Source organism: Luteimonas sp. A534 (assembly GCF_054072805.1).
Genome location: NZ_JBSVRR010000001.1, coordinates 884,412 through 904,259, shown reverse-complemented (window position 1 = coordinate 904,259; position 19,848 = coordinate 884,412). Strand labels below are relative to the sequence as shown.

Below are 19,848 nucleotides of genomic sequence, written 5' to 3'. Positions count from 1 at the left end.
AGGCATGGCGCATCACAACTCCCACGTCTCCGAAGGCTACGGCCCCGTCGGCCCGGCGCCCAAGGAGCACCAGGCCGTGTACACCACGCTGCACTTCGACAAGCCGTGGTCGTACGAGAACTACCTCAAGACCGGTGGCTACCAGGCGCTGCGCAAGGTGCTGGCCGAAAAGATGCCGCCGGCCGACGTCGTCGAGATGGTCAAGCAGTCCGGCCTTCGCGGCCGCGGTGGCGCTGGCTTCCCGACCGGCCTGAAGTGGAGCTTCATGCCCAAGGGCGACGTGCAGAAATACATCCTCTGCAACTCCGACGAGTCGGAGCCCGGCACCTGCAAGGACCGCGACATCCTGCGCTACAACCCGCATTCGGTGATCGAGGGCATGGCGATCGCCTGCTACGCCACCGGGTCCACGGTCGCCTACAACTACCTGCGCGGCGAGTTCCACCACGAGCCCTTCGAACATCTTGAAGAGGCGCTGGCGGAAGCCTATGCGCACGGCTGGCTGGGCCGAGACATCCTCGGCAGCGGCGTGGACATCGACATCCACAACGCGCTGGGTGCCGGCGCCTACATCTGCGGCGAAGAAACCGCGCTGATGGAGTCGCTCGAAGGCAAGAAGGGGCAGCCGCGCTACAAGCCGCCGTTCCCGGCCAACTTCGGCCTGTACGGCAAGCCGACCACGATCAACAACACCGAGACCTACGCCTCGGTGCCGGCCATCATCCGCAACGGCCCCGAGTGGTTCGCCGGCCTGGGCAAGCCCAACAACGGCGGCTGCAAGATCTTCTCGGTCTCCGGCCACGTGATGAAGCCGGGCAACTACGAGATCCGCCTCGGCACGCCGTTCTCCGAACTGCTGGAGATGGCCGGTGGCTTGCGTCCGGGACGCACGCTCAAGGGCGTGATCCCCGGTGGTTCGTCGATGCCGGTGCTGCCGGGCGAGACGATGATGGGCCTGACCATGGACTACGACGCCCTGCAGAAGGCGGGTTCGGGCCTGGGTTCGGGCGCGGTGATCGTGATGGACGACAGCACCTGCATGGTGCGCGCCTGCCAGCGCATCTCGCGCTTCTACTGGCAGGAATCCTGCGGCCAGTGCACGCCCTGCCGCGAAGGCACGGGCTGGATGTACCGCATGGTGAGCCGCATGGTGGAAGGCAAGGCGACGATGGCCGACGTCGAGATGCTGCGCGCATCCGCGGGCCAGATCGAGGGCCACACCATCTGCGCCTTCGGCGAGGCCGCGGCCTGGCCGGTGCAGGGCTTCCTGCGCCACTTCTGGCACGAATTCGAACATTTCATCGAGCACGGCCGCTCGATCGTCGACGCCAACGCGGAGGTGGCGGCATGAGCGCGCAGCCGGTGAACCCGAACCTGCCGCCCGACCACGTCACTGTCTTCATCGACGGCGTCGAGATGGCCGCGCCCAAGGGCTCGATGATCATCCAGGCCGCCGACAAGGCCGGCATCCCGATCCCGCGCTTCTGCTACCACGACAAGCTCGCGATCGCGGCCAACTGCCGCATGTGCCTGGTCGAGGTGGAGAAGATGGGCAAGCCTGCGCCGGCTTGCGCCACGCCGGTGATGGATGGCATGCGCGTGTCCACGCGCAGCGACAAGGCGCTGAAGTCGCAGCGCAACGTGATGGAGTTCCTGCTGATCAACCACCCGCTCGACTGCCCGGTCTGCGACCAGGGCGGCGAGTGCGAGCTGCAGGACCTGTCGCTGGGCTACGGCCGTTCGGTCTCGCGCTTCGTCGAACGCAAGCGTTCCGTGGCCGACGAGGACCTGGGTCCGCTGGTCGCGACCGAAATGACGCGCTGCATCCACTGCACGCGCTGCGTCCGCGTCACCGCGGAAATCGCCGGCACTTACGAACTGGGCGGCATGCAGCGCGGCGAGAGCCTGCAGATCGGCACCTACGACGGCAAGCCGCTGACCACCGAGCTTTCGGGCAACGTGATCGACGTCTGCCCGGTGGGCGCGCTGACCAACAAGGTGTTCCGCTTCCGCGCACGCCCCTGGGAGCTGATCGCCAAGGAGTCGCTGGGCTACCACGACGCGCTTGGCAGCAACCTGTTCCTGCATTCCCGCCGCGGCGAAGTGATGCGCACCGTTCCGCGCGACAACGAAGCGGTCAACGAGTGCTGGCTGTCCGACCGCGACCGCTATTCGCACCAGGGCCTGTACGCCGACGACCGCGCGACGCGTCCGTTGCTGCGCGTGGCGAACAACGGTGACGAAGCCGACTGGCGCGAAGCGACCTGGGACGAGGCGCTTGCGCGTGCCGCGCAGATCCTGCGCGACAACGCCGCCGACGACCTCGGCATCCTGGTGCACCCGTCAACCTCGAACGAGGAGGGCGCGCTGGTCGCACGCCTGGCCGAGGGCCTGGGCACGGGCAACCTCGACCACCGCATCGCCCAGCACGACCTGTCCGACGGCGCCGTCGCCGACGTCTTCGGCATGCCGGTGGACGCCATCGAGCAGGCCGACGCCATCGTCATCGTCGGCAGCAACCTGCGCACCGAGCTGCCGCTGGTCAACCAGCGCGTGCGCAAGGCCTGGCGGGCCGGTGCCAAGGTGCACGTGGTCAACCCGGTCGACTTCGACTTCACCTTCGACATCACCCACAAGTCCATCGTGGCGCCGTCGCGGATCGCTGCTGCACTGGCGTCGTCCGAACTCGGGCAGGCGCTTGCGGGTTCCTCGCGTGCCGTGGTGATCGTGGGCGCGGTGGCCGAGTGCGGGATCCACGCCGCGGCCATCCGTGCTGCCGCCGGCGATTTCGCGCGCAGCAACAATGCCGCGCTGTGCCGCGTGCCGCAGGGTGCGAACGCGGTCGGGCTCGCGCGCCACGGCGTGCTGCCGACCTCGCGCGATGCCGGCGCCATGCTGGCCCAGCCGCGCGGCGGCTATGTGATCTACGGCATCGAGCCGGGGCTGGACTTCGCCGACCAGGCGAAGGCGATGCAGGCCCTGGGCGGCGCGCAAGTGGTGGCCTTCAGCCACTTCGCCTGCCAGTCCACGCGCCGCGTGGCCGATGTGATCCTGCCGATCGGACTGCTGCCCGAACTCGACGCGACACTGACCAACCTCGACGGTCGCGACCAGCGCACCGTGGCCGGCGGCAAGCTGCCGGGCGAGGCGCGCCAGGGTTGGAAGGCGCTGCGCGCGCTCGGCGGCCTGCTGGGTGTGCCGGGCTTCGACTTCACCGACTTCGCCGGCGCGCTTGCGCTGGTGTCGCCGCGCCAGGTCGAGGTCGCGCGCGGCGCGGCCCCGGCAGCGGCGGGCGAGGGCCTGGAGTTGGCGGTATCGCAGGCGATCTACCGTGTCGACGGCGTGACCCGCCGCGCCGCGGCGCTGCAGGCGCATCCGCTGACCGTGGGGGCGCGCATCACCCTCAACCCCGATGACGCATCGGCGGCGGGCCTGCGCGAGGGCGCCATGGCGCGCGTGGCCAACGGAACCGGCACCGCGACCCTGCAGGTGGCGACGAGCACGGGCGTGGCCCGCGGCGCGGCGCTGATCGAATCCGGCTACGGCGCCACGGCGGCGCTCGGCGCCGGCACGGTGCGGGTGGAGGCCGCATGAGCACGACGACGACCAACACCGCCACCGTGCTGCTCGGCTGGCTCGAACCCTTCCGCGCCTGGCTCGATTCGCTCGGCGCCATGGGCACCGTGATCTGGCTCGTGCTGCTGATCCTGTCGATCACCATGCCCGTGATCATCACGGTGGCCTTCTACGTGGTCTGGGAGCGCAAGCTCCTGGCCTGGATGCACGTGCGCCACGGCCCGATGTACGTCGGCTTCGGCATCCTCCAGGCCTTTGCCGACGTCTTCAAGCTGCTGTTCAAGGAAGTCATCCGGCCCAGCGCCGCGCACAAGGTGCTGTACATCCTCGCGCCGCTGATCACCCTGGCGCCTGCATTCGCCGCCTGGGCGGTGGTGCCCTTCGACACGCAACTGGTGCTGTCCAACGCCAATGCCGGCCTGCTGTACCTGCTGGCGATGGTGTCGATCGGCGTGTACGGCGTGATCCTGGCCGGCTGGGCATCGAACTCGAAGTACGCGTTCCTGGGCGCGATGCGCTCCGCGGCGCAGGTGGTGAGCTACGAGATTGCGATGGGCTTCGCCCTGGTGGGCGTGATGGTCGCCGCCGGCAGCCTCAACCTCAGCGAGATCGTGATGGCGCAGTCCGGCAACGCCGGCTTCCTCGAGTGGTTCTGGTTGCCGCTGCTGCCGCTGTTCATCGTCTACTTCGTGTCGGGCGTGGCCGAGACCAACCGCGCGCCCTTCGACGTGGTCGAAGGCGAGAGCGAGATCGTGGCCGGCCACATGGTCGAGTACTCGGGCGCGGTGTTCGCGCTGTTCTTCCTGGCCGAGTACGCCAACATGCTGCTGGTGAGCTTCCTCACCGCGACCTTCTTCATGGGTGGCTGGCTGTCGCCGGTCCCGGTGGCCTGGATCCCGGACATCCCGGTGCTCTCGGTGCTGCTGGGCGATGGCTGGTGGTGGCTGTTCCTGAAGGCCTTCTTCTTCGCCAGCTGCTTCATCTGGTTCCGCGCGTCGTTCCCGCGCTACCGCTACGACCAGATCATGCGGCTTGGCTGGAAGGTGTTCATCCCGCTGTCGATCGCGTGGATCGCGGTGACGGCGTTGATGGCGTACTTCGGCGTGTTCGAGGCAGGTGCGTGATGGACAAGTTCATTTCCCGGGCGCGCAGCCTGCTGCTGATCGAGATGTTCCGCGGCCTGGCGCTGACCTTCAGATACCTGTGGCGCCCGAAGTACACGATGATGTACCCGATGGAGAAGATCCCGCAGTCTCCGCGCTTCCGCGGGCTGCATGCGCTGCGCCGCTATCCGAACGGCGAAGAGCGCTGCATCGCGTGCAAGCTCTGCGAGGCGGTGTGCCCGGCGCTGGCGATCACCATCGATTCCGAGCAGCGCGAGGACAACACGCGGCGCACCACGCGCTACGAGATCGACCTGTTCAAGTGCATCTTCTGCGGCTTCTGCGAGGAGTCATGCCCGGTGGACTCGATCGTCGAGACCCACATCCACGAGTACCACTTCGAGAATCGCGGCGAGAACATCGTCACCAAGCCGCAGCTGCTCGCAATCGGTGACCGCCTCGAGGCGGAGATCGCCGAGCGCCGCGCCGCCGACGCCGCATACAGGTAAGCCATGGACTTCGTACAGCTCGCATTCTTCGCATTCGCAGGGGTCGCGGTCGCCGCGGCGATCGGCGTGATCGGCGCCCGCAACCCGGTGCACTCGGCGCTGTTCCTGGTGCTGACCTTCTTCACCGTGGCCTGTACCTGGATCATCGCCGGCGCCGAGTTCCTGGGCGTCGCCCTGGTCCTGGTCTACGTCGGCGCGGTGATGGTGCTGTTCCTGTTCGTTGTGATGATGCTCGACATCGACCTCGACCCTCTGAACGAGGGCTACGTCCGCTACCTGCCGGCCGGCCTGGTGGTGGCGGTGGTGATGCTGCTCGAGCTGCTGTCGCTGATCGGCATCATGGCCTTCGTCGAGACGCCGTTCGCGGCCAACGCCTTCGAGGCCGAGGGCGTGCCGAACACGGTGTGGATCGCGCGCCGGCTGTTCACCGACTTCCTGCTGCCCTTCGAGGTCGCGGCCGTGATCCTGACCGTGGCCGTGATCGCCGCCGTCACGCTGACGCTGCGCCGCCGCGAAGGCACCAAGCACCAGGTCCCGGGCGAGCAGGTGCGTACCCGCGCCGGCGACCGCCTGCGGATGGTCGACATGCCCAGCTCCGTGCACGTCGCCGACGACGCGCCGGCCGCCGATGCCGCCACCGACGGGGAGGAGAAGTAATGGAGTTCCTCGGACAGGGCCTGGCACTCGGGCACTACCTTGCGCTGGCTTCCGCGCTGTTCTGCATCAGCGTCGCGGGCATCTTCCTCAACCGCAAGAACGTGATCATCCTGCTGATGTGCATCGAGCTGATGCTGCTCTCGGTGAACATCAACTTCGTCGCGTTCTCGCGCGAATTCGGCGACGCCGCCGGTCAGGTCTTCGTGTTCTTCATCCTTACCGTGGCCGCGGCCGAGGCCGCGATCGGCCTCGCGATCCTGGTCACCCTGTTCCGCAACCGGCGCACGATCAACGTCGCCGAAATCGACACGCTGAAGGGCTGACGGAATGCCTGGCATGGAAATTGTCATCTCGAAGGCGGTGCTGATCGCGATCGTGCTCGCGCCGCTCCTTGGCGCGATCATCGCGGGTCTGTTCGGTCGCCAGGTCGGCCGCGTCGGTGCCCAGTCGGCCACGATCCTGGGCGTGGCCGTCAGCTGCGCGCTGTCGTGCTACGTGCTCTGGCAGCTGATGGGGCAGGGCGCGGCGCCGTTCAACGAAAACCTCTACACCTGGTTCCAGGTCGCCGGCTACGAGATCCACATCGGCTTCATGGTCGATCGGCTGACGGCGATGATGATGGTGGTGGTGACCTTCGTGTCGCTGCTGGTCCACATCTACACCATCGGCTACATGGCCGACGACCCGGGCTACCAGCGCTTCTTCAGCTACATCAGCCTGTTCACCTTCTCCATGCTGACGCTGGTGATGGCCAACAACTTCCTGCAGCTGTTCTTCGGCTGGGAAGCGGTGGGCGTGGTGTCGTACCTGCTGATCGGCTTCTGGTTCAAGCGCCCGACCGCGGTGTTCGCGAACCTCAAGGCCTTCCTGGTCAACCGCGTCGGTGACTTTGGCATGCTGCTGGGCATTGCCGGCGTCGCGTACTGGTTCGGCACGCTCGACTACGCCACCGTCTTCGCCAATGTCGGGCCGACGATCGGCGGCGGCCAGGTGGTCGAGATCATCCCCGGCTATGCCTGGTCGGTCGCGACCGTGATCTGCATCTGCCTGTTCGTCGGCGCCATGGGCAAGTCGGCACAGGTGCCGCTGCACGTGTGGCTGCCGGACTCGATGGAGGGCCCGACCCCGATCTCGGCCCTGATCCATGCCGCGACCATGGTCACCGCGGGCATCTTCATGGTGGCGCGCATGTCGCCGCTGTTCGAACTCAGCCAGACCGCGCTGCAGTTCATCCTCTTCATCGGCGCCACCACGGCCTTCTTCACCGGCCTGATCGGCATCGTGCAGAACGACATCAAGCGCGTGGTCGCGTATTCCACGCTGTCGCAGCTGGGTTACATGACCGTGGCGCTGGGCGTGTCGGCGTACTCCGCGGCCGTGTTCCACCTGATGACGCACGCCTTCTTCAAGGCGCTGCTGTTCCTCGGCGCGGGCTCGGTGATCATCGCCATGCACCACGAGCAGGACATGCGCCGCATGGGCGGCCTGCGCAAGTACATGCCCATCACCTTCATCACCATGGTGATCGGCACCCTGGCCCTGGTGGCGACGCCGTTCTTCAGCGGCTTCTACTCCAAGGACACCATCATCGAGGCCGCGAAGTTCGGGGCCGAAGGCATGGGCTGGGTCGGCACCTACGGTTACTGGGCGGTCCTGCTCGGCGCCTTCGTGACCTCGTTCTACAGCTTCCGCCTGCTGTACATGACCTTCTTCGGACGTGAGCGCTTCCGCGAGGAGGCGCACGGCGACCATGGCCATGACGACCATGCGCATGACGGCCACCACGGCGTGCACGAGCCGAAGGAGTCGCCCTGGGTGGTGACCCTGCCGCTGGTGCTGCTGGCGATCCCCTCGATCGCGATCGGCTTCTTCACCGCCGGTCCGATGCTGTTCGGCACCAGCTGGAGCGGCAGCGAACAGGTGATGCCGTTCTTCACCGGCGCCATCGACCTGCTGCCGGAGAACGACACCCTGGCGCGCGTAGCGTCCGAGCTGTGGCACGGACCGATGGCGTTCGCCCTGCACGGCTTCCTGACCCCGGCGTTCTGGCTGACGCTGGCCGGCTTCGTGCTCGCGACCGTCATGTACTGGTGGCGTCCTGAGCTCGCGACCAAGGCCCGCAGCGTGTTCGCGCTGCCGGTCAAGGTGCTGGAAAACAAGTACTGGGCCGACGATTTCTGGATCGGTGGCCTCGCGGGCGGCAGCCTGCAGCTGGGCAAGGCCTCCAACGCGATCGACAGCAAGCTGATCGACGGCGTGGTGGTCAACGGCAGCGCCGGCTTCATCGGCCTGGTGGCGCGCGTCGTGCGACGCCTGCAGACCGGACGCCTGTACGACTATGCATTCGCGATGATCGTCGGCCTGATCGTGCTCCTGGCCGTGCTCATCCACTACTGGACCTGACGGAAGACGATACGTGTCGAATTGGCCCCTCCTCAGCATCCTCATCTGGCTGCCGATCTTCGGTGGCGCGATGGTGCTCGCGCTCGGCAACCGCGCGGGCGCAGCGCGCTGGCTCGCGCTGGCGATCGCCCTGGCGACGCTTGCGATCAGCATTCCCCTGTTCACCGGTTACGACGCTTCGGGCGCCGTGGCCACGATGCAGTTCGTCGAGGCCCGGGAGTGGATTCCCGCTTACGACATCCAGTACCACCTGGGCGCGGACGGGATCTCGGTCGCGCTGATCCTGCTCACCACCCTGGTCACGGTGCTGGTGCTGATCGGCGCCTGGGCGGTGATCGACAAGCGCGTGAACCAGTACTTCGCCGCGATGCTGGTCCTCGAGGGCCTGATGATCGGCGTGTTCTCGGCCGTGGACGCGATGCTGTTCTACGTGTTCTTCGAGGGCATGCTGATCCCGATGTTCATCATCATCGGCGTCTGGGGCGGTCCGCGGCGCGTGTACGCGTCGGTGAAGTTCTTCCTGTACACCTTCCTCGGCTCGGTGTTCATGCTGGTCGGCCTGGTGTACCTGTACCTGAAGGCCGGCAGCTGGCAGCTGCCCGACCTGTACGCGCTTCCGCTCACGGCCACCGAGCAGATGTGGCTGTTCTTCGCCTTCCTGATCGCGTTCGCGGTCAAGGTGCCGATGTTCCCGGTGCACACCTGGTTGCCCGACGCCCACGTCGAGGCGCCCACCGGCGGCTCGGTGATCCTGGCGGCGATCATGCTGAAGATCGGCGGCTATGGCTTCCTGCGCTTCAGCCTGCCGATCACGCCCGACGCCGGGCACGAATGGGCCTGGCTGCTGATCGCGCTGTCGCTGATCGCAGTGGTCTACGTCGGACTCGTGGCGCTGGTCCAGCAGGACATGAAGAAGCTGATCGCGTATTCGTCGGTCTCGCACATGGGCTTCGTGACCCTGGGCATCTTCATCGCCTTCGCCCTGGTCCGCGACACCGGCAACCCGGAGGCCGCGCGCCTCGGCCTGCAGGGCGCGATGGTGCAGATGGTGTCGCACGGCTTCATCGCCGGCGCCATGTTCACCTGCGTCGGCGTGCTCTACGACCGCATGCACACGCGCATGATCCGCGACTACGGCGGCGTGGCGAACGTGATGCCGTGGTTCGCCGCGTTCTACGTGCTGTTCGCCTTCGCGAACTCCGGCCTGCCGGGCACCTCGGGCTTCGTGGGCGAGTTCATGGTCATCGTGGCCTCGTTCCAGCACCACCCGCTGATCGCCTTCGTCGCCGCCCTGACGCTCATCCTGGGCGCGGGCTACACGCTGTGGCTGGTCAAGCGCGTGATGTACGGCGAGGTCGGCAACGCCCACGTCGCCGCGATGAAAGACATCAATGGCCGCGAGGCCCTGGTGCTGGGCGTGTTCGCTGCAGGCGTGCTGCTCATCGGCCTCTGGCCGCGGCCCCTGACCGACCTGATGGAGCCGTCCATCGCGCAGCTGGCGGGCATGCTCGCCAACAGCAAGCTTTGAGGAACGTGACGCGATGATGCCTGGTGAATTGAACCTTCCCGTCCGGACGCTGGCCGACATCGCGCCGCTGGCGCCCGAGCTCGTGGTGGTGATCGGCGCGTTCGCGCTGCTGATGCTCGACCTGTTCATCGGCGAGCGCCGCCGCGTGGTCACGCACGGCCTGGCCGTGGCGGTGCTGCTCGGCGCCGCGCTGATGATCGTGCTCGGCGTGGGCGGGCACGGCATGGTGCTGGCCGACATGTTCGTCCGCGACACCGCGGCCGACGTCCTCAAGGTGGGCATCCTGGTGCTGACCGCGGTATCGCTGGGCTATGCCTGGCCGTTCATGCGCGAGCGCGACCTGTACAAGGGCGAGCTGCCGGTGCTGATGCTGTTCGCCACCGTCGGCATGATGCTGCTGGTGTCGGCGCCGAACATGGCCACGATCTACGTCGGCCTCGAGCTGCTGGCGCTCTGCCAGTACGCGCTGGTCGCCATCGACCGCGACAATCCGATCGGCTCCGAGGCGGCGATGAAGTACTTCGTGCTCGGCTCGCTGGCCTCGGGCCTGCTGCTGTTCGGTATGTCGCTGGTCTACGGCGCCACCGGCAGCCTCGACCTCGCCACGATCAGCACCGCGGCGGCCACCGTCGACGGCGGCACGCGCACGCTGCTGCTGACCGGCACGGTGTTCCTGGTCGTGGGCGTGTGCTTCAAGTTCGGCGCCGCGCCGTTCCACATGTGGCTGCCCGACGCCTACCACGGTGCCCCGACGCCGATGACGCTGTTCATCGGTTCCGCGCCCAAGCTGGCGGTGTTCGGCATGGCCTACCGCCTGCTGGAGTCCGGCGTCGGCCCGCTGCAGGACCAGTGGCAGGTGATGGTGGCGCTGCTGGCCGCGCTGTCGCTGGCGGTCGGCAACGTGTTCGCGATCGCGCAGACCAACCTCAAGCGCATGCTCGCCTATTCCACGGTGTCGCACGTGGGCTTCCTGCTGCTCGGCCTTGCCGGTGGCGGTCCGGAAGGCTACGCCGCGGCCATGTTCTACGCGATCAGCTACGCGATCATGGCGACCGCGGGCTTCGGCGCCATCGTGCTGCTGGCCAAGCGCGGCTTCGAGGCCGACCGCATCGAGGACTTCAAGGGCCTCAACGCACGCAGCCCGTGGATGGCGGCGATGGTGCTGGTGATCATGGCGTCCATGGCCGGCGTACCGCCTTTCCTCGGCTTCTGGGCGAAGATGGTGGTGCTGCGCGCGGCGATCGGCGGCGACATGATGTGGCTGGCCATCGTCGGCATCGTGTTCGCGGTGGTTGGCGCGTTCTACTACCTGCGCGTGATCAAGGTGATGTACTTCGACGAGCCGGAGGGCAGGGCGATCGAAGTCAGCGACAACGGACCACTGCGCACGCTGTTCGCGGTCAACGCGCTTGCCCTGCTGGTGCTCGGCATCGCGTGGAACCCGTTGATGGCCTGGTGCCAGGCGGCGTTCGCCTGATGATTGACGCAGGTCCTGATGCGGCGATGCCGTATCAGGCTTGCACGAAACCCGACGTTACGTCATAATCGTCGGCCTGGTGCGGGGTGGAGCAGTCTGGCAGCTCGTCGGGCTCATAACCCGAAGGTCGTAGGTTCAAATCCTACCCCCGCTACCACTACACAGCAGCGGCGCGTTCCTTCAACAGGACGCGCCGTTTGCCTTTTCAGACTTCGATCACCATCGAGCGGCGCCCGTCGCCGATGATCGCGTGCGGCACGAAGCGCGCGCTGTCGCGGGTGATCGGCGAGTCGTCCTCGCGGATGCCCATGCCGCAGGCCATGTCGCCCACGACCCAGCTGCCGATCAGCGGCCAGGCGCCATCGAGCGCGGGCAGGGCGTGCAGTGCCTGGCGGATCGCGGGACCTGCGTAAGGGCCCGGCTGATGCAGGCGCTGGCCGTCGGCGAAGTGCATCTCGATGTTCGCGCCCTCGCGCGAGAACAGCGGCTTGCGCACCCAGCCCGGCGGCAATGCGCTGCCATCGTCGAATTCCGCGGGCAGCAGGTTGGGGTGCCCGGGATGCCGTTCCCACAGCAGCGGCAGGGCGCCCTTGTTGCTGAGCAGCAGCTTCCACGGCGGCTCGAGCAGCTGCATGCCAGAGCCGGGCAGGGCCTGTGCGAACTCGTCGGCGAACAGGTCCTCGAGCGGATAGAGCTTGAACAGACTGGCGATCACCACGTCGTCGGCGGCGGTGAAGCGGCCGTCGGCTGACAGGCCGATGTCCTCGATCGACAGCGCCCCTGCCTCGATGCCCGCCTGCGCCGCGCAGTCGCGCAGGTAGTCGACGGTGCCCTGGTCTTCGGGGCTGTCGTGCGCGGCGGCGAAGTACAGCGGCTGCGTCATCCGCCCGCCGATTTCGACGAAGCGCGCAACCAGCGCCTCGTGGATGGCGTTGAACTGGTCGGCGCCGGGCGGCAGCACGCCGGCCTCGCGCTGGCGCTCCAGCCAGTCCCACTGGAAGAAGGCGGCCTCGAACAGCGAGGTCGGTGTGTCGTAGTTGAACTCGTAGAGCTTCGCGGGGCCGCGGCCGTCGTAGGCCAGGTCGATGCGGCCGTAGAGGTGCGGGTCGCGGCGGCGCCAGCTTTCGGCGACCTGGTCGCGCGCCGCATCCGGGATCGCCAGGCGCTCCATCAGCTCCTGGCTGCCGGCGGCTTCGCCGGCCAGCTCCATCGCCATCGCATGCAGCTCGGCGGTCGGCGTCTCGATGTCGTCTTCGACCTGGCGAAGGTCGAAGGCGTAGTAGGCGGTCTCGTCCCAGTAGGGCGCGCCGTCGATGGTATGGAAGGCGAAGCCGCAATCCTCGGCGCGACGGCGCCAGTCCGGGCGCGCCTCGATCGCGATGCGGCGCATCAGCCGCCGGCGCTGCGGCCGGCGCCCGCGCGGCCGAAGCCGCCGCGACGCACGGTCGGCGCGCGGTCGGGCTGCAGGCTGGTGCGGGCCAGAGCCGTGGCGCCGCCAGGGCCGGCCTGCGGTCGCAGCCAACCCGACTGGTTGGAAAGGAACGCGGGTGAAGCCGCGCGCGTGGCCCCGGCCGTGGCTGCCGCAGGGCCGGCGCCGGGTGCGGGTGCCATCGCGCCGGAGCGACCGCTCATCATCTGCGAGAGCACGAAGCCGGCCATCAGCGGGCCCACGAAGCTGCCGCCAGCCTGCTGGCGCGTGGCGCACTGGCCCTCGCCGAACTCGGCCTCGCACTCAGCCACGGAGGTGTAGCGCGGTGCGACCGCATCGGCCTGCGCCTGGGCGTGTTCGAAGGCCTGGCGGCACATCGACGGATCCATGGTTTCGGTGGCGCAGGCCTCGACCGAGGTGAACAGGCCTTCCGAGGTCTGCACCTCGGGCTGCTGCGCGCAGGCGACCAGCAGCAGGGGCGCGGAGCCCATGAGGACGAGGGCGGTCTTGCGGGAGCGTTTCATGCAGTGTTGCACCAACTGGCGTGGGACCGCCAAGGTTAACCGATGGCGCCCGCACGCCGCGTCAGTCGCCGCGCCGGCTTGCGGGAAGACGGGCCCGCGCCTATACTCCAGCGGCTCGGCGGAACATGCAGGACCACCGTTGTCGCCTCCCGGCGCCAGGTCCGGCCCCGCCGCAAGCTTTTCGCGGTCGACGGAAAGCCTCCAAGGAGGCTTTTTTCGGTTGCGGGAGTCGGGCTCGCGCGGTGCGCATCGAGGCGCGCCGGCACCGGATCCAGCAGTATCGGACAAGGGGCCCTCGGGCCCTTTTTCGTTTTTCGCCCCCGGCACGGCCGGCAATTTGGACAAGACAGGAGGACGCAACGTGGCCGACAAGTCGACCGACATCGCTGGGCTTCTGTCTCCGACGGTGGCGTCGCTGGGGCTGGAGCTGCTCGGCGTCGAATACCTGCCATCGCCCGGCGGCGCGCTGCTGCGCCTGTACATCGATCGTCCGGGCGCGGATGCGGCGGACGAAGCGCAGGGCGTGGGCATCGAGGACTGCGAGGCGGTAAGCCGCGAGGTCTCGGCCCAGCTCGACGTCGAGGACCCGATCACCGGCAATTACACCCTCGAGGTGTCGTCACCCGGCGTCGACCGCTTGCTGTTCACCCCGGCCCACTTCCAGCGCTTCCTTGGCGAGCAGGCCAAGGTGACCCTGAAGCTGCCGCAGGACGGCCGTCGCCGGCTGCAGGGCCGGATCAGCGCGGTCGAGGGCGAAACGATCACCTTCGAAGTCGACGCAAAGCCGTTCGCGGTGTCCGCCGACAACATCGACAAGGCGCGACTGGTGCCCGACTGGGTCGCCCTCGGCTACGGGCCCGCGAAGGACGCCTCCGGGCGCGACGCGCGCCCGGGCAAGGCCAAGGCCAAGCCGGACAGCAAGCAAAAAAACACCAACAACAAGCCGGCGGCGTCGAAGCCGTCCCGTGCGGAGTGATAGAGAAGATGAGCAAGGAACTGTTGCTGGTCGTCGATGCGGTCGCCAATGAAAAGGGCGTGCCGGAGTCGGTGATCCTCGAAGCCCTCGAGGCGGCCCTGGCCACCGCGGCCAAGAAGCGCTACCTCGAGCAGGACGTGCTGACGCGCGTGGTGATCGACCCCACCGATGGCACCTACGACACCTTCCGCCGCTGGGAGGTCGTGGCCGACGACGTGGTGATGGAGTCGCCCGACCGCCAGATCCGCATGATGGACGCGGTCGACGAGGCCGAGGGCGTCGAGATCGGCGACTACATCGAGGAGCAGATCGAGAACGTCGACTTCGGCCGCATCGCGGCCCAGGCGGCGAAGCAGGTGATCGTCCAGCGCGTGCGCGAGGCCGAGCGCCAGCAGGTCGTGGATGCCTGGAAGGATCGCGTGGGCGAGCTGGTCACCGGCGTGGTCAAGCGCGTCGAACGCGGCAACGTGTTCGTCGACCTCGGCGGCAACGCCGAAGCCTTCATCCCCAAGGACAAGGCCATCCCGCGCGACGTCGTTCGCGCCGGCGACCGCATCCGCGGCTACCTGTACGACGTGCGCACCGAGCCGCGCGGCCCGCAGCTGTTCATCAGCCGCGCTGCGCCTGAATTCATGATGGAGCTGTTCAAGCTCGAAGTGCCGGAAGTCGGCCAGGGCCTGGTGGAAATCAAGGCCTGTGCCCGTGACCCGGGCGACCGCGCCAAGATCGCCGTGGTCGCCTACGACACCCGCACCGATCCGATCGGCGCCTGCATCGGCATGCGCGGTTCGCGCGTGCAGGCGGTCTCGAACGAACTCAACGGCGAGCGCGTCGACATCGTGCTGTGGTCGGACAACCCGGCGCAGTTCGTGATCAACGCCATGGCGCCGGCCGAAGTGCAGTCGATCGTCGTCGACGAGGACAAGCACTCGATGGACCTCGCGGTGGCCGAAGACCGCTTGGCGCAGGCGATCGGCAAGGGCGGGCAGAACGTCCGCCTCGCCAGCCGCCTGTCGGGCTGGCAGCTCAACGTGATGACCCAGGACCAGGTCGCCGCGAAGTCGGAGGCCGAGCAGGCCACGGCGCGCGCGCTGTTCCAGGAGAAGCTCGAGGTCGACGAGGAAATCGCCGGCATCCTGGTGGCCGAAGGCTTCAGCACGGTCGAGGAAATCGCCTACGTGCCGGTCGGCGAGCTGCTGGCGGTGGAGGGCTTCGACGAGGACATCGTCGAGGAACTGCGCGCCCGCGCCCGCGACGCCCTGCTCAACGATGCGCTGGCGGTCGAGGAGGAGCTCGGCGACAACGTGCCCGCCGACGACCTCGTCGCGCTCGAAGGCATGGACGACGAAATCGCGTTCGCGCTTGCCACGCACGGTATATGCACCGCCGAGGACCTGTCCGACCTGGCCGTCGACGAGGTGCTTGAATTCGGCATCGAGGGTCTCGACCAGGAGCGCGCCGCCGCGCTGGTGCTGGCCGCGCGCGCGGGCGAGATCGCGCGCCTGGAAAGCGAAGGCTGACAGGCCGGGGCCATCACGGCCCCCGAGCATGGCAAGCACCCAGAATTGATCCATCCACAGCGCGGCAAGTGCCGACGCCAAAGGAACCGGAATCCGAATGTCGCAGCAAACCACCATCCGCAAGCTGGCCGAACTGGTGAACACACCGGTCGAAAAGTTGCTTGAACAGCTGTCCGAAGCGGGCATGCCGTTCAGCGATCCCGACCAGGCCGTGACCAGCACCGAGAAGATGAAGCTCCTGGGCTTCCTGCGTCGCACCCACGGGCGCGCCGAGCAGGGCGCCATGGATCCCGTCGCGCCCAAGAAGATCACCCTCCAGCGCAAGAGCACGCTGACCGTGGGCGGCGGCCGCAACAAGCCGACCGTCGACGTGGTCGTGCGCAAGAAGGTCACCCTGGTCAAGCCGGAGGCCGGCGCCGGTGCGCCCGCCGGTGCGGGCGGGGTGGACGACGAGCGCGCCGAGATCCTGCGCAAGCTCGAGGAGTCGCGCCAGCGCAACCTCGACGAGCAGCAGCGCCTGGCCGAGGCCGACCGCCGCCGCGTGGAAGAAGCCGAGGAAGCCAAGCAGCGCGAGGCGGCGGCGGAAGCCGAACGCGTCCGCGTCGAGACCGAGGCCGCGGCTTCGGTCGCGAGCACGGAAGAGGCGCCGCGCAAGGCCCACGGCCACGGCCATCCGAAGCCGCCTCCGGCACGCGACGATCGCACTGCCGCCAAGGGCAAGCATCGCGGCTCGCACGCGATGGTCGCTGGCGTGGAGGACGACGAGGGCGCCGCGGCCCGCTTTGCAGGCCAGCTGCACCTGTCGCCGGCCGATCGTGCGCGCCGCAGCACTGCGCGCCCCAGGCGTCCGCAGCGCGGACAGCAGCGCGACCAGTCCCGTACCGGTACCGGCTTCACCCGGCCGACGGCGCCCGTGGTGCGCGAGGTCGAGATCGGCGAGGCGATCACCGTCGCCGACCTGGCACAGCGGCTCGCCATGAAGGGCGGCGACGTGGTCAAGGCGCTGTTCAAGATGGGCGTGATGGCCACCATCACCCAGTCCATCGACCACGACACCGCGGTGCTGATCACGGAAGAACTCGGCCACACGGCCGTGCGCGCCGACGCCGATGACGCCGAGAGCGAGCTGCTCGCCCACGTCGAGGAAATGACGGGCGACCAGGCCGCCCGCCCGCCGGTCGTGACCATCATGGGCCACGTCGACCACGGCAAGACCTCGCTGCTCGACTACATCCGCCGCACCCGCATCGCCACCGGCGAAGCCGGCGGCATCACCCAGCACATCGGCGCCTATCACGTCGAGACGCCCAACGGCGTGGTCAGCTTCCTCGACACGCCCGGCCACGCCGCCTTCAGTTCGATGCGCGCGCGCGGCGCGAAGATCACCGACATCGTGATCCTGGTGGTCGCGGCCGACGACGGCGTCATGCCGCAGACGATCGAGGCGATCCAGCATGCGAAGTCGGCCCGGGTGCCGCTGATCGTCGCGATCAACAAGATCGACAAGTCCGAAGCCGATCCTTCGCGGATCAAGAACGAACTGCTCGCCCACGACGTGGTGTCCGAGGAGTTCGGCGGCGACACGCAGATGGTGGAGCTTTCCGCCAAGACCGGCGACGGCATCGACGACCTGCTCGACGCGATCAACCTGCAGGCCGAGGTGCTGGAGCTCAGGGCGATTCCCGAAGGCCGTGCCAGCGGCACCGTCATCGAATCCTCGCTCGACAAGGGCCGCGGTCCGGTGGCCACGGTGCTGGTGCAGCAGGGACAGCTCAACAAGGGCGACTTCGTGGTCTGCGGCGTGGAGTTCGGTCGCGTGCGCGCGCTGTTCGACGAGACCGGCAGCCAGGTGCCCTCGGCGGGTCCGTCGATCCCGGTGCAGGTGCTCGGCCTGTCGGGCGTGCCCGACGCTGGCGACGACTTCGTGGTCGTCGACGACGAGCGCCTGGCCCGTGAAGTCGCGCAGCAGCGCGAGACCAAGCGCCGCGAAACGCGCCTGGTGCAGGCCGCGGGCAACCGCATGGAAGACATCATGGCGCAGATGGGCGGCGGCCAGCAGCTCGAGCTGCCGCTGGTGATCAAGGCCGACGTGCAGGGTTCGGTGGAGGCGCTGCGCCAGGCCTTGACCGCGCTGTCCAACGACGAGATCCGGATCAACATCATCCGCTCCGGCGTCGGCGGCATCACCGAGTCCGACGCCAGTTCGGCGGCGACGTCCAAGGCCACGATCATCGGCTTCAACGTCCGTGCCGACGCGTCCGCGCGCAAGGTGGTCGACACCCACGGCCTGGACCTGCGCTACTTCTCGATCATCTATGACGTGATCGACCAGGTGAAGCAGGTGGCGTCGGGCATCCTGGGCGTCGAAATCCGCGAGGAGATCATCGGTACCGCCGAAGTGCGCGATGTGTTCCGCAGCTCGAAGTTCGGCGCGGTGGCAGGCTGCATGGTGGTCGAGGGCGTGGTCAGGCGGAACAAGCCGATCCGCGTGCTGCGCGACGATACCGTGATCTTCGAGGGCGAGCTGGAATCGCTGCGCCGCTTCAAGGAGAACGTCGACGAGGTGCGTACCAACACCGAGTGCGGCATCGGCGTGAAGGCGTACAACGACATCAAGCCCGGCGACAAGATCGAGTGCTTCGAGCGCGTCGAAGTGCAGCGCACGCTCTGATGGCGCAGAAGTCCTTCCATCGCACCGACCGCGTGTCCGCCCAGCTCCGGAGGGAGCTGGGCACCCTGGTGCGCGACGCGGTGGCGGAGCACGGCCTGCCGTCGGTGAGCGTGTCCGACGTCGAGGTCACCCGCGACATGGCGCATGCCAAGGTGTTCGTGACCGCGCTGGAGGCCGAGCGCGCCACGGAGGCGATCAAGGGCCTCAAGGCGGTGGCGCCGGAAGTGCGCTACCGGCTCGCGCGCGCGGTGAAGATGCGGCATGTGCCCGAGCTGCACTTCCACTACGACGATTCCGTCGATCGCGGCGAGCGCATCGACAACCTGCTGCGTGACCTGCCCGACGTTCCCGACGCGTCCGAAGACGATCAGTAGGGCGTCACGGTGTGACCGTGACCCGCACCGCGGGCTGGCCACTTACAATGCTTCGATGAAGTCGCGCCCCCGAACCACGTTCCGCAAGCTCGACGGCATCCTGCTGCTCGACAAGCCACGCGGGCCGAGTTCGAACCAGGCGCTGCAGCGCGCTCGGCATCTGTTCCGCGCTGCCAAGGGCGGCCATACCGGCAGCCTCGATCCCCTGGCGACCGGGTTGCTGCCGCTGTGCTTCGGCGAGGCGACGAAGATCGCCGGTGGACTGCTGGGCGCGCGCAAGGCCTACGACGCGGTCGCGCGCCTGGGCCAGGTGACCGACACCGACGATGCCGACGGCCAGCTGCTGCGTGAGCGGCCAGTGCCAGCGCTGGACATCGCCACCATCGACGCGGCGCTGGCGCGGCTGACCGGCCGCATCATGCAGCGCCCGCCCATCTATTCGGCGCTCAAGCGCGGCGGCGAGCCGCTGTACGCGAAGGCGCGACGGGGCGAAGACGTCGAGGTCGAACCCCGCGAGGTCGACGTCCACGCATTCAGCTTGCTCTCGGCCGCCGACCTGATCGATGCCGTCCAGGGCGCGGCGCCCGGGAACATCCTCCGGCTGCGCGTGGAATGCGGCTCGGGCACCTACGTGCGCAGCCTGGTCCGCGACCTGGGCGAGGCGCTGGGCTGCGGCGCACACGTGGCTGAATTGCGCCGGCTGTGGGTCGACCCGTTCAGGAATCCGCGGATGTGGACCTTCCCCGAGCTCGAGGCCCTGGCCGAGCGCGGCGAGCGCAGCCTCGAAGCCTGCCTGCTGCCCCTGGAGGCGGGCATGGACGCCTGGCCGCGGGTCGAGGTGGATGCCACGGGCGCGGCGCGCCTCGCGTACGGCCAAGGCGCCGAAGGCGTGTTCGCGGGTGCCGGCGAGGTCGCCGTGTTCGGCCCCGATGGCCGCGTGCTCGGCCTGGGGACCACGGACGGCGAGGGCGGACTGCGTCCGCGCCGCATGTTCGCCTGGGCCTGCGCCCAGCCCGGCACCGCCCAGGAAGCGCCCGCGGTCTGAGGCCGCGCCTTGTCCGGCAACCCTCCGCGCGTTACAATTCTGCGGCTTTTTCCGAG

The 19,848-nt window shown here is 68.3% G+C and carries 16 protein-coding genes and 1 tRNA gene; 15 read left to right on the top strand and 2 right to left on the bottom strand.

Translation table 11 applies throughout. The annotated features are described in order from the left end of the window. The first annotated feature begins 4 nt into the window (after positions 1 to 4). From nuoF to ACW5F0_RS03995, 10 genes are all read left to right on the top strand, one after another. Entirely contained in the window at positions 5 to 1,351 is a 1,347-nt protein-coding gene (nuoF, locus tag ACW5F0_RS04040) for an NADH-quinone oxidoreductase subunit NuoF (RefSeq protein WP_456999080.1), read from the top strand. After that, positions 1,348 to 3,594, top strand: a complete 2,247-nt coding sequence (nuoG, locus tag ACW5F0_RS04035) for an NADH-quinone oxidoreductase subunit NuoG (RefSeq protein ID WP_456999079.1) — start codon at positions 1,348 to 1,350, stop codon at positions 3,592 to 3,594. The genes nuoF and nuoG overlap by 4 nt, the downstream gene beginning before the upstream one ends. Beyond that, positions 3,591 to 4,700: an NADH-quinone oxidoreductase subunit NuoH gene (gene nuoH / locus ACW5F0_RS04030; protein ID WP_456964732.1), complete on the top strand. Its 1,110-nt coding sequence runs from the start codon at positions 3,591 to 3,593 to the stop codon at positions 4,698 to 4,700. The genes nuoG and nuoH overlap by 4 nt, the downstream gene beginning before the upstream one ends. Continuing rightward, positions 4,700 to 5,188 (top strand): NADH-quinone oxidoreductase subunit NuoI, encoded by a 489-nt coding sequence (gene nuoI / locus ACW5F0_RS04025; RefSeq protein ID WP_456964731.1) that lies wholly within the window; start codon positions 4,700 to 4,702, stop codon positions 5,186 to 5,188. Before nuoH ends, nuoI begins: the two co-directional genes overlap by 1 nt. 3 nt (positions 5,189 to 5,191) lie before the next feature. Further along, positions 5,192 to 5,845 (top strand): NADH-quinone oxidoreductase subunit J, encoded by a 654-nt coding sequence (locus tag ACW5F0_RS04020; RefSeq protein ID WP_456964730.1) that lies wholly within the window; start codon positions 5,192 to 5,194, stop codon positions 5,843 to 5,845. Then, positions 5,845 to 6,168: an NADH-quinone oxidoreductase subunit NuoK gene (gene nuoK, locus ACW5F0_RS04015; RefSeq protein WP_456964729.1), complete on the top strand. Its 324-nt coding sequence runs from the start codon at positions 5,845 to 5,847 to the stop codon at positions 6,166 to 6,168. The genes ACW5F0_RS04020 and nuoK overlap by 1 nt, the downstream gene beginning before the upstream one ends. A gap of 13 nt (positions 6,169 to 6,181) precedes the next feature. Continuing rightward, positions 6,182 to 8,248, top strand: coding sequence for an NADH-quinone oxidoreductase subunit L (nuoL, locus tag ACW5F0_RS04010; protein WP_456999078.1), 2,067 nt, complete (start codon positions 6,182 to 6,184; stop codon positions 8,246 to 8,248). 13 nt (positions 8,249 to 8,261) lie between these two features. Further along, positions 8,262 to 9,776 (top strand): NADH-quinone oxidoreductase subunit M, encoded by a 1,515-nt coding sequence (locus tag ACW5F0_RS04005; RefSeq protein WP_456999077.1) that lies wholly within the window; start codon positions 8,262 to 8,264, stop codon positions 9,774 to 9,776. Positions 9,777 to 9,789: 13 nt separating this feature from the next. Continuing rightward, a complete protein-coding gene (gene nuoN / locus ACW5F0_RS04000; RefSeq protein WP_456964726.1) occupies positions 9,790 to 11,253 on the top strand; it encodes an NADH-quinone oxidoreductase subunit NuoN in 1,464 nt (487 codons plus the stop codon). Positions 11,254 to 11,333: 80 nt separating this feature from the next. Next, a tRNA-Met gene (locus tag ACW5F0_RS03995) sits at positions 11,334 to 11,410 on the top strand. Positions 11,411 to 11,458: 48 nt separating this feature from the next. Here ACW5F0_RS03995 and ACW5F0_RS03990 read toward each other — a convergent pair. Both ACW5F0_RS03990 and ACW5F0_RS03985 read right to left on the bottom strand, forming a co-directional pair. Then, the gene (locus ACW5F0_RS03990) at positions 11,459 to 12,643 is read right to left on the bottom strand and encodes a glutathionylspermidine synthase family protein (RefSeq protein ID WP_456964725.1); all 1,185 of its coding nucleotides are present in this window, start codon (positions 12,641 to 12,643) and stop codon (positions 11,459 to 11,461) included. Next, the gene (locus ACW5F0_RS03985) at positions 12,643 to 13,206 is read right to left on the bottom strand and encodes a DUF1190 domain-containing protein (protein ID WP_456964724.1); all 564 of its coding nucleotides are present in this window, start codon (positions 13,204 to 13,206) and stop codon (positions 12,643 to 12,645) included. Before ACW5F0_RS03985 ends, ACW5F0_RS03990 begins: the two co-directional genes overlap by 1 nt. A 361-nt stretch (positions 13,207 to 13,567) precedes the next feature. Between ACW5F0_RS03985 and rimP the strand changes: the two genes are divergently transcribed. The 5 genes from rimP to truB all read left to right on the top strand — a co-directional run bounded on the left by rimP (position 13,568) and on the right by truB (position 19,792). Then, complete coding sequence (rimP, locus tag ACW5F0_RS03980; protein ID WP_456964723.1) at positions 13,568 to 14,182, top strand: ribosome maturation factor RimP; 615 nt, start codon at positions 13,568 to 13,570, stop codon at positions 14,180 to 14,182. Positions 14,183 to 14,190: 8 nt separating this feature from the next. After that, on the top strand, positions 14,191 to 15,702 hold the full coding sequence (gene nusA, locus ACW5F0_RS03975; RefSeq protein ID WP_456964722.1) for a transcription termination factor NusA: 1,512 nt from the start codon (positions 14,191 to 14,193) through the stop codon (positions 15,700 to 15,702). A 97-nt stretch (positions 15,703 to 15,799) separates the two neighbouring features. Next, positions 15,800 to 18,373 (top strand): translation initiation factor IF-2, encoded by a 2,574-nt coding sequence (infB, locus tag ACW5F0_RS03970; protein ID WP_456964721.1) that lies wholly within the window; start codon positions 15,800 to 15,802, stop codon positions 18,371 to 18,373. Then, positions 18,373 to 18,747 carry a 30S ribosome-binding factor RbfA gene (gene rbfA / locus ACW5F0_RS03965; RefSeq protein ID WP_456964720.1) on the top strand — a complete coding sequence of 125 codons (375 nt, stop codon included), beginning with the start codon at positions 18,373 to 18,375 and terminating at the stop codon, positions 18,745 to 18,747. Before infB ends, rbfA begins: the two co-directional genes overlap by 1 nt. A gap of 55 nt (positions 18,748 to 18,802) precedes the next feature. Continuing rightward, positions 18,803 to 19,792 (top strand): tRNA pseudouridine(55) synthase TruB, encoded by a 990-nt coding sequence (truB, locus tag ACW5F0_RS03960; protein WP_456964719.1) that lies wholly within the window; start codon positions 18,803 to 18,805, stop codon positions 19,790 to 19,792. Positions 19,793 to 19,848 lie beyond the last annotated feature (56 nt).

Bases quoted from the DNA above. Each gene is read 5' to 3' on its own strand.
- nuoG (WP_456999079.1), top strand. From the start codon at position 1,348: ATGAGCGCGCAGCCGGTGAACCCGAACCTGCCGCCCGACCACGTCACT.
- truB (WP_456964719.1), top strand. From the start codon at position 18,803: ATGAAGTCGCGCCCCCGAACCACGTTCCGCAAGCTCGACGGCATCCTG.
- nuoN (WP_456964726.1), top strand. From the start codon at position 9,790: ATGATGCCTGGTGAATTGAACCTTCCCGTCCGGACGCTGGCCGACATC.
- ACW5F0_RS03990 (WP_456964725.1), bottom strand. From the start codon at position 12,643: ATGCGCCGCATCGCGATCGAGGCGCGCCCGGACTGGCGCCGTCGCGCC.
- nuoI (WP_456964731.1), top strand. From the start codon at position 4,700: ATGGACAAGTTCATTTCCCGGGCGCGCAGCCTGCTGCTGATCGAGATG.
- rbfA (WP_456964720.1), top strand. From the start codon at position 18,373: ATGGCGCAGAAGTCCTTCCATCGCACCGACCGCGTGTCCGCCCAGCTC.
- nusA (WP_456964722.1), top strand. From the start codon at position 14,191: ATGAGCAAGGAACTGTTGCTGGTCGTCGATGCGGTCGCCAATGAAAAG.
- nuoF (WP_456999080.1), top strand. From the start codon at position 5: ATGGCGCATCACAACTCCCACGTCTCCGAAGGCTACGGCCCCGTCGGC.
- nuoH (WP_456964732.1), top strand. From the start codon at position 3,591: ATGAGCACGACGACGACCAACACCGCCACCGTGCTGCTCGGCTGGCTC.
- nuoL (WP_456999078.1), top strand. From the start codon at position 6,182: ATGGAAATTGTCATCTCGAAGGCGGTGCTGATCGCGATCGTGCTCGCG.
- ACW5F0_RS04020 (WP_456964730.1), top strand. From the start codon at position 5,192: ATGGACTTCGTACAGCTCGCATTCTTCGCATTCGCAGGGGTCGCGGTC.
- infB (WP_456964721.1), top strand. From the start codon at position 15,800: ATGTCGCAGCAAACCACCATCCGCAAGCTGGCCGAACTGGTGAACACA.
- nuoK (WP_456964729.1), top strand. From the start codon at position 5,845: ATGGAGTTCCTCGGACAGGGCCTGGCACTCGGGCACTACCTTGCGCTG.
- ACW5F0_RS03985 (WP_456964724.1), bottom strand. From the start codon at position 13,206: ATGAAACGCTCCCGCAAGACCGCCCTCGTCCTCATGGGCTCCGCGCCC.